At 43.0% G+C, this 13,166-nt stretch carries 15 protein-coding genes; 9 read left to right on the top strand and 6 right to left on the bottom strand.

Translation table 11 applies throughout. The features are described 5' to 3' along the window. The first annotated feature begins 85 nt into the window (after positions 1-85). From C0J08_RS15330 to cobA, 7 genes are all read left to right on the top strand, one after another. The gene (locus C0J08_RS15330; protein WP_212652794.1) at positions 86-1,009 is read left to right on the top strand and encodes a hypothetical protein; all 924 of its coding nucleotides are present in this window, start codon (positions 86-88) and stop codon (positions 1,007-1,009) included. A gap of 163 nt (positions 1,010-1,172) precedes the next feature. Further along, positions 1,173-3,914: a DNA translocase FtsK gene (locus tag C0J08_RS15325; RefSeq protein ID WP_502711618.1), complete on the top strand. Its 2,742-nt coding sequence runs from the start codon at positions 1,173-1,175 to the stop codon at positions 3,912-3,914. Between the two features lie 68 nt (positions 3,915-3,982). Next, the gene (gene lolA / locus C0J08_RS15320) at positions 3,983-4,609 is read left to right on the top strand and encodes an outer membrane lipoprotein periplasmic chaperone LolA (RefSeq protein WP_249344325.1); all 627 of its coding nucleotides are present in this window, start codon (positions 3,983-3,985) and stop codon (positions 4,607-4,609) included. Beyond that, on the top strand, positions 4,609-5,973 hold the full coding sequence (locus C0J08_RS15315) for a replication-associated recombination protein A (RefSeq protein ID WP_212652793.1): 1,365 nt from the start codon (positions 4,609-4,611) through the stop codon (positions 5,971-5,973). Before lolA ends, C0J08_RS15315 begins: the two co-directional genes overlap by 1 nt. After that, the gene (crcB, locus tag C0J08_RS15310; RefSeq protein WP_212652792.1) at positions 5,973-6,344 is read left to right on the top strand and encodes a fluoride efflux transporter CrcB; all 372 of its coding nucleotides are present in this window, start codon (positions 5,973-5,975) and stop codon (positions 6,342-6,344) included. Before C0J08_RS15315 ends, crcB begins: the two co-directional genes overlap by 1 nt. Before the next feature lie 64 nt (positions 6,345-6,408). Continuing rightward, a complete protein-coding gene (serS, locus tag C0J08_RS15305; protein WP_212652791.1) occupies positions 6,409-7,710 on the top strand; it encodes a serine--tRNA ligase in 1,302 nt (433 codons plus the stop codon). A 118-nt stretch (positions 7,711-7,828) separates the two neighbouring features. After that, entirely contained in the window at positions 7,829-8,569 is a 741-nt protein-coding gene (cobA, locus tag C0J08_RS15300) for a uroporphyrinogen-III C-methyltransferase (protein ID WP_212652790.1), read from the top strand. A gap of 73 nt (positions 8,570-8,642) precedes the next feature. On the opposite strand, the gene C0J08_RS15295 is transcribed toward cobA, so the two are convergent. From C0J08_RS15295 to hpf, 6 genes are all read right to left on the bottom strand, one after another. Next, the gene (locus C0J08_RS15295; protein WP_212652789.1) at positions 8,643-8,963 is read right to left on the bottom strand and encodes a TusE/DsrC/DsvC family sulfur relay protein; all 321 of its coding nucleotides are present in this window, start codon (positions 8,961-8,963) and stop codon (positions 8,643-8,645) included. Positions 8,964-8,968: 5 nt separating this feature from the next. Next, positions 8,969-9,256, bottom strand: coding sequence for a DsrH/TusB family sulfur metabolism protein (locus tag C0J08_RS15290; protein WP_212652788.1), 288 nt, complete (start codon positions 9,254-9,256; stop codon positions 8,969-8,971). A 2-nt stretch (positions 9,257-9,258) separates the two neighbouring features. Beyond that, positions 9,259-9,606 carry a DsrE family protein gene (locus tag C0J08_RS15285; RefSeq protein ID WP_212652787.1) on the bottom strand — a complete coding sequence of 116 codons (348 nt, stop codon included), beginning with the start codon at positions 9,604-9,606 and terminating at the stop codon, positions 9,259-9,261. Between the two features lie 4 nt (positions 9,607-9,610). Next, positions 9,611-10,003 carry a sulfurtransferase complex subunit TusD gene (gene tusD / locus C0J08_RS15280; protein ID WP_212652786.1) on the bottom strand — a complete coding sequence of 131 codons (393 nt, stop codon included), beginning with the start codon at positions 10,001-10,003 and terminating at the stop codon, positions 9,611-9,613. Between the two features lie 89 nt (positions 10,004-10,092). Further along, positions 10,093-10,746 carry a Bax inhibitor-1/YccA family protein gene (locus C0J08_RS15275; protein WP_212652785.1) on the bottom strand — a complete coding sequence of 218 codons (654 nt, stop codon included), beginning with the start codon at positions 10,744-10,746 and terminating at the stop codon, positions 10,093-10,095. 157 nt (positions 10,747-10,903) lie between these two features. Next, the gene (gene hpf, locus C0J08_RS15270; RefSeq protein ID WP_212652784.1) at positions 10,904-11,221 is read right to left on the bottom strand and encodes a ribosome hibernation-promoting factor, HPF/YfiA family; all 318 of its coding nucleotides are present in this window, start codon (positions 11,219-11,221) and stop codon (positions 10,904-10,906) included. A gap of 292 nt (positions 11,222-11,513) precedes the next feature. On the opposite strand from hpf, the gene C0J08_RS15265 reads away from it, so the two are divergent. Together C0J08_RS15265 and C0J08_RS15260 are read left to right on the top strand one after the other, a co-directional pair. Then, positions 11,514-12,317: a DnaT-like ssDNA-binding domain-containing protein gene (locus C0J08_RS15265; protein WP_212652783.1), complete on the top strand. Its 804-nt coding sequence runs from the start codon at positions 11,514-11,516 to the stop codon at positions 12,315-12,317. Then, positions 12,226-13,053 (top strand): replication protein P, encoded by an 828-nt coding sequence (locus tag C0J08_RS15260; protein ID WP_249344324.1) that lies wholly within the window; start codon positions 12,226-12,228, stop codon positions 13,051-13,053. Before C0J08_RS15265 ends, C0J08_RS15260 begins: the two co-directional genes overlap by 92 nt. Positions 13,054-13,166: the final 113 nt, after the last annotated feature.

The raw sequence follows: 13,166 nt of genomic DNA, 5'->3' as shown, positions 1-13,166 counted from the left end.
TGGTTTAACAACGTTTCTAGGTTGATAAGAAAATCGATCGATAGGTCTACAAGACCATATTATATAATATAAAGGGGAATCTTGAATGAAAGCGATTAAACTTGCTTCTGTGTTTGCAGTATCTGCTGTTGCGGCTGCTGTTTCTACAACTACTTTTGCTGCTGAGCCAGTTGTTACTGGTACTGCTGGTCTTGAGTATGTCACTTATGGTGAAAATGCCAATGGGTCAAGCCTAAGTGGTAACAAAAATGGTGAATTAAACATAGTAGTTGATACTGGTGTTGTTTTTGCTCAGTTGGAGTTTAAAACTGATGGTGGCGATGAGAAGAACGACGATAACGATGAAAAAGTTACTATAGGTCTAGAAAAAATCTATGTGACTCAGGGTGCGGTTCAATTCGGTCGTTTTGATGGCTCTGTATCTACTGGTGCTTTCATGGGTAACGATGAGATCTACGGTGGTGTAGACCTTAATACTGGGCAAGGTACGAAAGGTGATACGGATGATACTGGTATTCGTTACCATGTAACTCCAGAATTGACTGTTGCTATTGAAGCTACAGAAGCCGTTTCTAAAGCGAGTAGCGCTACTGGTAAAGCGCTAGATTCTCAAATTGGTTTTGCTGTATCTTATGTTAAAGATTTTGGTGCATTTAAAGCGGGTGTGTCTGGTGGTAAAGTAGAAGATGCTCAATCCGCTAACATTGGTGCTCAGACTGTTGTAGGCCCTGCAACGTTGTCTCTTAACTATGGTGTAGGTAAAACTGGTACAGATACTACAACTGATGTTAAACAGCTTGCAGCTTCTGTTGCTGTAGCTGCTACTGACGCTTTAACATTGACTCTTCAGTTTAACCAAGACCAAGAAGGTGATGATAAAGATAGCGGTACTTACTTCATTGGTGAATACGAAGCTGGTGATTTGACATACTATGTTAAAAACTACGCAGGTGACTTAGTAGGTAAAGCTGCAGAGCGTACAATTGTAGGTGTTAAAGCTACTTTCTAAGGGTTTTTCCCCAAAGATAAACTCAATTAAAGAGAATATCTTTACTTGTTAAAGCGAAAGCCAACCCTTTGGGTTGGCTTTTTTTATGGTAAGCTTAGCAAACTTGTGACTCCGTAACATGGAGTGGGTTTTGTTTTGATTAGCATAAAATAGGAAATACATTTTGTCAGAAAAAATGAGTGAGTCGGTACGATCACCAATTTGGGATATGTTTGCTAAACAGGCTGCGTTTATTGCGGCTTTATTATTTTTATTCTTTTTTGGTTTAGCGACCTATACTTATAACCCGTCGGATGCTGGCTGGTTTTACTCAGGCAGTGGTGCTGCGATCCAGAACTCTATGGGACCAATTGGCGCCGTTATTGCTGATTTAGCGTCAGGTTTTTTTGGGTCTCTTTTTTATTCTTTACCTCCTTTGTTTTTTTGGGTCGCAATTATTATATGGCGAAACCCACATTCTTTATTGCCTCTCAATAATGCTTTACTCTGTACGATTGGTAGTATCCTGTATTTATCATTTGGCTCTGTTTTGTGCTTCCTGCACACCGTTGGAGAACCTTCTCTTCAATATGGTACTGGCGGAATTTTAGGACGTGGTCTTGGTGTCCTACTGTATGAATTTATTGGGTATGATGGAGCAACGCTTGTAAGCTTAGCCTTGGTTATTTTGGCCTTTACTTTATTGTCTCAAGTCCATTGGTTGAGCCTGATGGATAGATTAGGGGAGCGAGCTTACACCTTTGTAATGTTTGTTCGCCAGAAGTGGGCGGCTAAGCGTGAAGCTAAAGCAATTAAAAAGGCTGAGTTCGCCGATATTGTTTCAGATGAAGCGGAAGAGCCCGCCATTGTCAGAAAGAGAAGAAAGGCGTCCGTTGAGAAAACGAAAGTTAAGCCTGTAGTGGAAGAACAATCGCATTCTGCCGATGTTTTACTTGAAGAGCCTGCTCTGGATGAGTCATCTCAGGAAGAAAGTAAAAAATCTAAATTTAGCTTCTCTTCACTGTTTTCAAAATCCAAGAAGGCAAAAGACGAGGAGTCAATCACGGAAACTCCATCTGTTCATGAAGAGCCTGTATTCGATGGTTTAGATGATTTATCTATCAATGATAGTGATGTAAGTTTTGGCGATACTTTATACATTGAAGAGTCTTGGTCGGCAAACAAAGAGGAGCCTGTAAAGAAACAAGCTCCAGAGTCAAAGCGAGCGACTGAGACGGTGCCTGTTGATTTGGATGAGCGAATTGACTCAGCTCCAAAGGGGATTTCTAAAGAGCAAGCTGACGCGATCTTGTTTGATAATGATAAACCGTCACAGACTATACCTCCTGCTCACAAACCTGCTTTCCGCACTTTGTCTGAAGCGAAGCAGCTAGACTCACTTGGTGGCCCTTACTCTGATGAAGTAGAAGGCAATAAAAAAGTAGAGGCTTATTCGTTACCTGATCGTTCAGTGCTCACTAAGCCAAAACCTAAACAAGGCGGCTATTCAGAAGATGAATTGTTGGCTTTATCAGAATTATTAGAGCAGCGTTTACAGGATTTTGGAGTGAAAGCGGAAGTGGTTGAGGTTAATCCCGGACCAGTCATAACGCGTTTTGAGATCCAGCCAGCGCCAGGCGTTAAAGTATCAAGGATTACCAATTTGGCAAAAGACCTTGCACGTTCTTTGAGTGTTATGAGTGTGCGTGTGGTGGAAGTGATTGCTGGTAAATCCACAATCGGTATCGAGATACCTAATCAGGTTCGAGATACCGTGTATTTTTCTGAAATTATAAATTGTGATGAGTATGACCGTTCCTCTTCACCACTCACCTTGTCATTAGGTCATGATATTTCTGGTGAACCCGTGGTGGTCGATCTAGCCAAAATGCCTCACGTATTGGTAGCGGGTACAACCGGCTCTGGTAAGTCGGTTGGTGTTAACGCCATGATCTTAAGTATGTTGCTGAAATCGACGCCGGATGAAGTGCGCATGATCATGGTTGACCCAAAAATGCTTGAATTGTCGATTTATGAAGGCATCCCGCACCTTTTAACGCCTGTGATTACCGATATGAAAGATGCTGCCAATGGTTTGCGTTGGTCGGTTGATGAAATGGAGCGTCGCTATAAACTCATGTCCAAGCTTGGGGTGAGAAATATAGCGGGCTATAACAAAAAAGTTCGCGACGCGATCGAATCGGGTAACCCAATTGAAGACCCATTATGGCAGCCTGAAATGGCTATGTTCTCAGAAGATGGTGTGGCTAGAACCGTGCCCTATCTAGAGCCATTGCCTTACATTGTTATCATAGTGGACGAATTCGCAGATATGATGATGATTGTTGGTAAAAAAGTGGAAGAGCTGATTGCCCGTATCGCTCAAAAGGCAAGGGCGGCCGGTATTCACTTAATTCTCGCGACTCAGCGTCCATCTGTTGATGTTATTACAGGCTTAATCAAGGCCAACATTCCAACTCGTATGGCATTCCAAGTGTCTTCTAAAATTGACTCTCGAACGATTCTTGATCAAGGTGGTGCCGATCAGCTTTTGGGTATGGGGGATATGCTGTATTTGCCAGCTGGTTTGCCAACGCCCATTCGTGTTCACGGTGCCTTTGTTTCGGATGATGAGGTGCATGCGGTTGTAGAAGAGTGGAAACAACGTGGTGAGCCAGATTACATAGAAGATGTGGTGGTGAATCCTGAAGACTTAATGACGGATGGTGGTGAAGATAAAGATGCACTTTATGATGAAGCTGTGAAAATTGTCATTGAAACGCGTAAAGCTTCTATCTCATCTATTCAGCGTCGTTTGAAAATAGGTTACAACAGAGCGGCTAACTTAGTTGAATCAATGGAAGCGGCGGGTCTGGTTGGTCCTATGGGAACCAACGGACAGCGTGATATCTTGATTCCTGAATAAATATGACGGCTTGGGGAAGTGCTTGCTATAAAAAGTGCTTCTAGTTCAATTTTTTGTGGAGAGATATTTTGTTGAATAAATTAGTCACTATGGTGATGCTTACTGTCGTAATGGTTCTGCAAAGTGCGGTGGTGCAAGCGGCTGACTCCACAAGCTCAATAGAGAGTTTGCTGGAGCGAAATCGTAATATTGAAGGTGAATTTCGTCAGGTTACTTACGACGAAAAAGGTAAACAACTACAGGTGAGTGAAGGTGTTTTTCTACTTGCTAAACCTAATCAATTTGTTTGGGATAGTGTGACGCCTTTTGCGCAGCGCATTATTTCAAATGGCAAATACATTACGGTTTGGGATGTGGATTTGGAGCAAGCGACGAAAAAACCTTTGTCTGGCGCAGTGGGAAATTCTCCCGCGGCACTATTAGGACAACCTGCGGCGCAAGTGCTTCCTCATTATGATGTGACCAAACTTGGTGATGAAAAATTCCGTTTAAAGCCAAAAGAAGACCAAGATTTATTTCAAACCTTGACCTTGTCTTTCCGTAATAAAGTCATTAGTGCAATGAGCATTCTAGATGCGCTAGGACAAACAACGGTGATTGAGTTTAAAAATGTTGAGACACATGATGGCGTGGCGAAAGAAAATTTTGCTCTAGATTTGCCTGAGAATGTAGATGTGATTGTAGAAGGGCAGTAATGAAGGATCTGTTTTCGGACATTCCGGCAGGCGGGTATCAGCCGTTAGCAGCCAGAATGCGTCCCACTAGTCTCGATGAATATATTGGGCAGTCGCATTTGGTTGGTCCGGGAAAACCATTGCGCAGAATGGTAGAAACAGGCCACTGTCATTCATTCATACTTTGGGGGCCGCCGGGAGTGGGTAAAACTACTTTTGCGCAACTTCTTTCTCACGCCCTTGATGCCCAATTTATTGAAATATCTGCCGTTATGTCTGGTGTTAAAGAAATTCGTGCGGCGGTTGAGCAGGCAAAAAATCTGCGTCAGATGAACGGTGCTCAAACTGTGCTTTTTGTCGATGAGGTTCATCGTTTTAATAAGTCTCAGCAAGATGCCTTTTTGCCATTTATTGAAGATGGCACCTTCTTATTTATTGGTGCCACCACAGAAAATCCCGCCTTTGAACTCAATTCTGCATTGTTATCAAGAGCACGTGTTTATCGTTTGAAAACACCAAGTGTAGAAGATGTTAAGCAAGTGTTGATTCGGGCTTTGCAGGATCACGACAAGGGTATTGCGGCGGATTCACAAGGAAATGCATTTCAAATAGACGATTATTTCTTATCTGTTCTTGCGCAAGCGGCGGATGGTGATATTCGACGAGGTCTCAACTTTTTAGAGATATTGTCTGATCTTGTTGAGCCTGGTAGTCAGGTTGCACAAGAGCAGTTAGAGGACGTACTCGGTGGCAGTGTTCGCCGTTTTGATCGCCAAGGTGATGTGTTTTACGACCAAATATCCGCTTTTCACAAATCGGTTCGCGGATCCTCCCCAGACGGTGCTCTCTATTGGATGGCTCGTATGCTGGATGGCGGTTGCGATCCTTTATATATCGCACGTCGTCTTTTGGCGATTGCGTCCGAAGATATTGGTAATGCCGACCCACGTGCTTTGCAAATTGGCCTAAATGCTTGGGATATTTTTGAGCGTGTTGGGCCAGGTGAAGGGAATCGCGCCATTGCCCAAGCGGCGGTTTATATGGCCTGTGCACCAAAAAGTAATGCTGTTTATAAAGCGTTTAATCAAGCGATGTCGGATGTGGCGGCACAGCCTAGTTATGAAGTGCCTGTGCACTTGCGTAATGCGCCCACTTCCTTAGCAAAAAGTATGGGCCACGGTGATGAATACCGTTATGCCCATAACGAAGAACATGCTTACGCTGCGGGTGAAAATTATATGCCAGAAGAGTTGGCTAACATGCGCTACTACCAGCCAACAGATCGTGGTTTAGAGAAAAAAATTAATGACAAGCTGGCATGGCTATCTGATTTAGACGATCAGAGCCCTCTGCAACGTTATGATTTATCTGAAGGGTATGAGTAATGATGTATTTTATGATTGCAGTGGGTGGCGCGTTTGGTGCATTGAGTCGTTATGGTATGACAAAGTGGATAAACACATACTGGCATCATCATTTCCCCTTTGCCACCATGTTGATTAATGTACTTGGTTGCGTATTAATGGGGATTGCGTTTGTTGTGATAAGTGAGCGCATGCCGTCTCTTGAACCGTATCGCCCTTTGATAATGGTGGGCTTTTTAGGGGCATTTACCACTTTTTCGACTTTTTCTTTAGAAATTGTCTCTCTTATTAACATGCAGGCTTGGCTAAGTGCAGTAAGCTATTTATTATTGAGCTGTGTTTTGGGGATTGCCGGCTTAGCGGCTGGTATGGCTGTTGCTCGTTTTTTATAATCCCTTTGTTTTTTCAAAACACGCAAATTTTTATACACACTGATTGAAGGATATTGTTGCACAGATGTTAGACATTAAAGCATTACGCGCTGACCCGGAAGCCATTGCGGCTCAACTTAAAAAGAAAGGCTATGAGTTGGATGTGGCGACTTTTTCTTCCTTAGAAGAGCGTCGTAAAGCCATTCAAGTAGAAACCGAGCAGCTGCAACAAGCCCGTAATTCAGTGTCCAAAGAAATCGGTCAGGCGATGAAGTCTGGCGATAAAGACAAAGCGGCTGAACTTAAAGCACAAACCGCAACACTAGGTGATGATCTAGAAGCAGCCAAAGCCCAACTTGCACAAGTTCAAGATGAACTTGAAGGCTTGTTAGAAGGCATTCCAAATATCCCGCATACCTCTGTTCCAGAAGGCAAAACGGAAGACGACAACGTAGAGATTCGTCGTTGGGGTGAGCCTAAGCAATTCGATTTTGAGCCAAAAGATCATGTGGATCTTGGTGAAGCGATGGAAATGTTAGACTTCGAAGCAGCAGTGAAAATTACTGGTTCTCGCTTTGCTGTTATGCATTCTGACCTAGCGCGTTTACACCGTGCGCTTACTCAGTTCATGATCAATACACATGTTGATGTGCATGGTTACTCTGAAGTCTATGTGCCTTACTTGGTGAACGCTCATTCTCTAAAAGGCACAGGCCAGCTACCTAAATTTGAAGCCGATCTATTTAAAGTGCCAGTGGACAAAGACAGTGGCAATAATGATTTCTACTTGATACCAACCGCCGAAGTGCCAGTGACGAACTTGGTGCGTGATGAAATTTTGAATGATGCCGATTTGCATAAGAAGTTTGTCGCTCATACGCCTTGTTTCCGTAGTGAAGCGGGCAGTTACGGTCGTGATACACGTGGCATGATTCGTCAGCACCAGTTTGAAAAAGTGGAACTGGTTCATGTTTGTCGCCCAGATATTTCTGAGCAAGTGCTTGAAGAGTTGGTTGGTCATGCAGAAGTAATTTTGCAGAAGCTAGGGCTTCCATACCGTACTGTGATTCTGTGTGGCGGTGATCTTGGTTTCTCTGCTCATAAAACTTATGACATTGAAGTGTGGTTGCCTGGACAAGGCAAATACCGCGAAATTTCTTCTTGTTCTAATATGTGGGATTTCCAAGCTCGTCGTATGCAAGCGCGCTGGCGTAACCCAGAAACAGGGCGTCCAGAACTGGCACACACTTTGAATGGATCCGGTTTGGCTGTAGGTCGTACTTTGGTTGCCGTACTAGAAAACTACCAAAATGCTGATGGTAGTGTCCGTGTTCCTGACGTACTTGTGTCATACATGGGTGGCAAGACCGTATTGCAAAAAGCATAAGCAGATGCCTTGGCGCGATTACATGGCTTGTAATAAAGTGTAGTGGACTCAGCATTGATTGTTTTAAAGTGAAAAGCCTCTTTGTGAGGCTTTTTTATGTGACTGGAAATTGAAAATTATGACGGGCAAGGTCTATTTAATTGGTGCGGGTCCAGGTGATCCAGAGTTATTGACATTAAAAGCACATCGTTTGTTAAAAATGGCCGATGTGGTTTTGTACGATCGTTTAGTTGGTAAAGAAATTATTGAGCTAATTCCTGAGTCAGCGGAAAAAATGTATGTGGGTAAAGCCAAATCTTTACACAGCCTTCCGCAAGAAGAGATTAACAGTCTGCTTGCTGCTAAAGCGAAAGAAGGCCACATGGTCGTTCGCTTAAAAGGTGGAGATCCTTTTATTTTTGGACGCGGTGGCGAAGAGCTTGAGGAGCTGATTGAAGAAGGTGTGCCTTTTGAGGTGGTCCCAGGTGTCACTGCGGCGGCAGGTTGTGCTGCCTACGCTGGCATTCCACTAACACATCGAGATTACGCTCAATCTGTGCGTTTCTTAACAGGGCATTTAAAAGACGGTACAACAGAGTTGCCTTGGGAGGAATTGGTTCATCCAGCACAGACCTTGGTTATTTATATGGGGTTGACGGGCCTGAAGGACATTACTCAATCCTTAATTCGTTTTGGTATGAGTCCATCTATGCCAGTTGCCATTGTGGAAAAGGGCACAACCAGTGAACAGCGTGTTTTCACATCCACGATTCAAGATGTGTACGATGTTTCAGTGGCGAATGAGGCCAAATCTCCTGCGTTACTCATTATTGGGGAAGTGGTTACCTTGCAGGAAAAGTTACAATGGTACGGTAAATAATAAGCGCCTGTTTAATCTGATCCAAATAAAAGCGGAGCCTAAACGGCTCCGTTTTTATTTGGATTTTTTATGGTTACAAGCAATTGGCGGGTTTTGGAAGCCCAGCAATTTTGGCGGCTAATTTAGGTGGGCTGCCAGGGAAGAGTGTCATCAAATAAATACTGCGGCCTTTTTCTGCACCGAGTTTTTTGGTTACGGCTTTGACTAGTGGGCGCATAGCGGGAGAAACTTCAAATTCAGTGTAGAAGTCGCGCAATAAATAAATAATCTCCCAGTGAGCATCAGTGAGCTCTATGTCTACATCTTTGGCTAGTTGATTGGCAAGTTCAGGGGTCCAATCTTGTAGGTTCAGTAAATAACCTTCTTCATCTAAAATTGCTGTGCAGTTTGTCATTTTAATTACCAACTAATGTTTGCTTCAGCAGAAAAGGTGAGTTCGACCCATTCTTCATCTGATAAAGCCTGGCCAAATTGTGGCGATAAACCATAAGCCGTGGCGTCACTCTGTAAATAATACACTTCGGCCGTTTTTTCTTTGGTCAGCTGTTGCAAGGCATTGGCATGGTGAACCAGCCTCAAGAAGCCTTCTTCAATCAATAATATTTGGTCGCCAGCTTGTACGCTATTTTGCCACGTTGTTTCAAATGTGGCAGGGTATTCGAGCTGATTTATTTGGTGAAGTCGCATAATTAAAACCGAAAAACTTGTTGGTATTGTGAAAACATCGTTTGCCATTCAGCTTCATCAAGTTGCTGAACACCTTGCCAAGTTGGCTGGTCGCTAAGCCAAGACTGGTGCTTCTCTATGAAGATGTTTTCAATGTCGTAAAACTCTAACCCTGCAAGTAGCTTGTGTAGATTCTTACCTTGTTCTGTGGTTGGGTTTTGATTATCAGTCAATAGCGCCATAGCTGCGCCAGAAAGGCATAGATCAACAGGTTGCTCAAAGGTCGCAAGCACAAGAGCAAGGTCCAGACCTTCTTTACAGGCTAAGCTGGCATAAGGGCTAGAGTTTAGGTGAATGAGTGTGTTTTTCATGACTTTACCTAAACTGAATGATTTTATTGCTGCTGTTCATTAAGTCCACAAGCGTTCCTAAGCCTTCAAGTTGAAAATGTTCTGCAAGCGTATGTTGTTCTAACTCATACCGGCGACTTTCACTTTCATTGATGATGCCGCGTCGTACCGCAGCGGCAATACATAAGTACAAAGGTATGCTGTGTTGTTTTGCAATGTCTTGCCACGCTTGTGCTAAGTCGATTTCATCTCGTGGAGGCTGTGCGGCTTGGTTACCAATGAGTACAGCATCTTCGTAAAAAAATACGCCTTTTATGCTGTCAGGGTGTTTGTTGAGAGCAGCGCGAATAAAGCGAAGGGCGGTGTGGCAAGCCTTGCTTTGGTATGGCGACCCTGTAATGAGCAAAGTGTATTGCATTAAAAAAGAACCTTGGAAAGTGATATCGCAAATTTTACACATAAAAAAGACCGCAGTCAGCGGCCTTTTCGTATTGGTTTGCTGGATTGTTAATCGCGAGCCATACCTAGAAGTGACAATACACTTAAGAACATGTTGTATAGAGAAACATACAAGTTCACAGTTGCCATAATGTAATTGGTTTCACCGCCACGTACGATTTCGCTTGTTTGCAGCAAAATGACCGCAGCAGAGAATAGCGCAAAACCTGCAGAAATAAAGATTTGCAGGGCAGGCATTTTAACAAAGATGCCAGCAATCACAGCAAACAATAGAACGAAGAAACCAACAGTGATGAATCCATTAAGGAAACTGAAGTCTTTCTTGGAAATTAGCGCATAAGCGGACAAACCAAGGAATGACAGGCCTGTGATGCCCAATGCGCTCATAATCAAGCTGGCGCCGTTAGACATGTTCAAGTAAGCGCTTAATATCGGCCCAAGGGTAAGACCCATGAAACCAGTCAAAGCAAACACACAAAGAATACCAGCTGAGCTGTTTTTAAATTTGTGCGTCAAAAAAAGCAGACCATAAAAACCTACTAAAGTAATAATTAGGCCAGGATGAGGTAAGTTGAAAGCCATGCTCAAGCCCGCAGTGAAGGCGCTGAACAATAGGGTAAGCGACAACAGTCCGTAAGTATTGCGGAGCGTTTTATTTGCCGCTTGTGACGTATGTGTCGAAAGGGCTTCTGTGTAACGCATGAGTTAACTCCTTTAAAGGTTTTAAGACTAACAATAGACTTAATATGCAGCCGAAAGTTCCAAACTTCAAGGAAGATTATTTTGAACCGATAAAAATATAGAAAAAAACCACCGAAGCAGCAGTGGTTTTCTTCTATCGGATGTATTAATTAGGTATTTAATGATGTGTGATTGGCTTGTGACCTGTGCTGGATTGCTTGGTTTTGTGTTTGTCTATTTGGCGCACCAATTTTTCAACCATGCCATCTATTGCGTGAAATAGTCTATCTTCTGAAGTGGCTGCGGCAAAAATTTCTTTACCTGGAAGGTGAAGTCGCGCTTCTGCTTTTTGTTGTTTGCTGTCTTTTAATAAAGTGATATTTACGGATGTGATTTCGTCACTGAGTTTGGATACTTTTGAGAGCTTCTCATGGATGTGATCTTTAATTGCTGGGGTTACATCGATATGGTGTCCAGAAATTTTAGTGGTATGCATACAACTTTCCTCCAGAGTAACGATCGCGGGGCAGGCAATGCAAAAATTAGCGGATGATTGGCTTTTTTATAATAGTATTGCCGTCTTATGAGCATAGGTATGTTTTTGGAGACTGTCAAAAATACCGAGAGAGCATTGTTTTAATAAAGAAAAAAACTTAAAACGAAAGTCTAATCACTATGGAGAAGCAAAGTGTGACATTTTGTCTAAATGGCAATGTTACTCTAAGGTTGTCGTGCTAATGGGAGCGGCTTTTGATAGACTATTATGCTAACTAAGTGAAGCGAGATTTATGTTGGATAACGACTATTCATTACCGATATCATTTTCAATGGCTGCCCAAATCGGGCTAGAAGAAACCGTTTTATTGACCTTTTTGAAGCAGCAAGCTTACCTTGTTGGTTCTAACGCTTTGCGAGTAGAGATGGGGCGATTGGGAGCTCAGCTTCCATTTTGGACAGTTCCTATGTTGATGCGCTTGCTTTCTAATCTACAGATTAGTCAATTGCTTAGTTTTCAGCGCCAAGAAGATATATTAGAAATTCACTTGTCAAAGTCTCAAAAGGTAGCGCCTGCCACTCAGCCTATAGCTGAAACTTCTAAAGACGATTCTTTGATGAGTAAAATGGATCGCTTGCATAAAGCGTCGCGAGAAAAGGCAGAAGAGTTCACGCCACAACCAAAAAGTTACACAACGAAACAGCCTGTTAGACAATATGACGCACCCACTCCACCTGTGGTAAATGATCGTAGAGGGGTGACAGATTTTGATTTGTACTTGGAGCAGAAAGAACGTGCTCGACAACCCGATCAGTGGCAGCCGGAAGAAGCAACCTTGGAGCAAATTGTCCAAGCCGGTATTGCTCGTGAATTTGCTTTGTCTTTGCAAACTGAGTTTTTGCTGAGAATCAAAGAGCAGCGCAAGAATGTAAGAACTTGGAACAGTGAATTTTTTAAATACGTAAAACGTCAGTGGCAATACAAACAATCGGATAGGTCTTCATATGAAGGAACCTCAGGCAGTACAAAATTTACTAAAACCTCTAGAGAGCAGGTTAGCGACGCCCTCAACAACATCCACGACACAGACTGGTGAGTACGGAGATACTGGACGCGGTAGCAACCAAGGTCGTGACTCTGGTCCTTCGGAAGCAGAGCAACAAACACGCGTCTTGGTTAATATGTTGTTTGCACGCTTTAAAGCCATTTATACGCATAAATTTGCCTCAGCTTACAGTACAACGGATGAAGTAAAACTGGCCAAGCGTGAGTGGGCAATTGCTTTAAAAGGTTTTCAAGAGCCATTGTTGGCTTATGCGGTAGAACGTACCAAAGAAATACATGCTTGGCCGCCAACCATTGCCGACTTCTTAAAACTGATTAATACCGCTTATAAAGCTTATGGCTTGCCTGATCCTCGTACTGCTTATCTTGAGGCCTGTGCTTGTCGAACAGACCCTTTGCAATATAAATGGAGTCACCCTGCGGTATTTTTTGCAGGGTCTGATGCCGGCTGGTACAAGCTAAAGTCTGAAGAGGAAAGAGTAACTTGGCCTTTATTTGAGCAAAGTTATTTAAAAATTGTCGATCGAGTTATTTCAGGCGAGCGTCTTGTTATCCCAAAAGTTATTATGATCGAAGATAAGCAAACTCTGAGCGTAAAAGATTTGGCAGGTAAGATTGCGAATGATTTATCTATTACAGAAGAAGAGGTTGCGCCCTTGCTTTATTACACGCAAAAAACTCACGGATCAGGCGTGCGAGCTCGTTATCGTGAAATTAGTCAGCAAAAGTTATTTGATATGGGGTATAAAGAAAAGCTTCCAGATTAAAAAGTGCTTGTTGCGTTTGTTTTTTATAAAATGATTTTATTTCAGCAGGAAGCTATTGACACGCTTTCATTCTAGGTAAGGTGAAATCAACACGAGACGTAGAGAAGTTTGGT

This window comes from Marinomonas sp. CT5 (assembly GCF_018336975.1).
Classification (GTDB): Bacteria; Pseudomonadota; Gammaproteobacteria; order Pseudomonadales; family Marinomonadaceae; genus Marinomonas.
Note: the sequence above shows the minus strand (reverse complement) of the source record. Positions and strands in the feature narration are given on the sequence as shown.

What these genes read in the sequence shown, in the direction of transcription:
- cobA (WP_212652790.1), top strand. Translation starts at nt 7,829, where the DNA reads ATGACGGGCAAGGTCTATTTAATTGGTGCGGGTCCAGGTGATCCAGAG.
- serS (WP_212652791.1), top strand. Translation starts at nt 6,409, where the DNA reads ATGTTAGACATTAAAGCATTACGCGCTGACCCGGAAGCCATTGCGGCT.
- C0J08_RS15285 (WP_212652787.1), bottom strand. Translation starts at nt 9,606, where the DNA reads ATGAAAAACACACTCATTCACCTAAACTCTAGCCCTTATGCCAGCTTA.
- C0J08_RS15315 (WP_212652793.1), top strand. Translation starts at nt 4,609, where the DNA reads ATGAAGGATCTGTTTTCGGACATTCCGGCAGGCGGGTATCAGCCGTTA.
- C0J08_RS15295 (WP_212652789.1), bottom strand. Translation starts at nt 8,963, where the DNA reads ATGACAAACTGCACAGCAATTTTAGATGAAGAAGGTTATTTACTGAAC.
- hpf (WP_212652784.1), bottom strand. Translation starts at nt 11,221, where the DNA reads ATGCATACCACTAAAATTTCTGGACACCATATCGATGTAACCCCAGCA.
- C0J08_RS15275 (WP_212652785.1), bottom strand. Translation starts at nt 10,746, where the DNA reads ATGCGTTACACAGAAGCCCTTTCGACACATACGTCACAAGCGGCAAAT.
- C0J08_RS15265 (WP_212652783.1), top strand. Translation starts at nt 11,514, where the DNA reads ATGTTGGATAACGACTATTCATTACCGATATCATTTTCAATGGCTGCC.
- tusD (WP_212652786.1), bottom strand. Translation starts at nt 10,003, where the DNA reads ATGCAATACACTTTGCTCATTACAGGGTCGCCATACCAAAGCAAGGCT.
- C0J08_RS15290 (WP_212652788.1), bottom strand. Translation starts at nt 9,256, where the DNA reads ATGCGACTTCACCAAATAAATCAGCTCGAATACCCTGCCACATTTGAA.
- C0J08_RS15330 (WP_212652794.1), top strand. Translation starts at nt 86, where the DNA reads ATGAAAGCGATTAAACTTGCTTCTGTGTTTGCAGTATCTGCTGTTGCG.
- C0J08_RS15260 (WP_249344324.1), top strand. Translation starts at nt 12,226, where the DNA reads ATGAAGGAACCTCAGGCAGTACAAAATTTACTAAAACCTCTAGAGAGC.
- crcB (WP_212652792.1), top strand. Translation starts at nt 5,973, where the DNA reads ATGATGTATTTTATGATTGCAGTGGGTGGCGCGTTTGGTGCATTGAGT.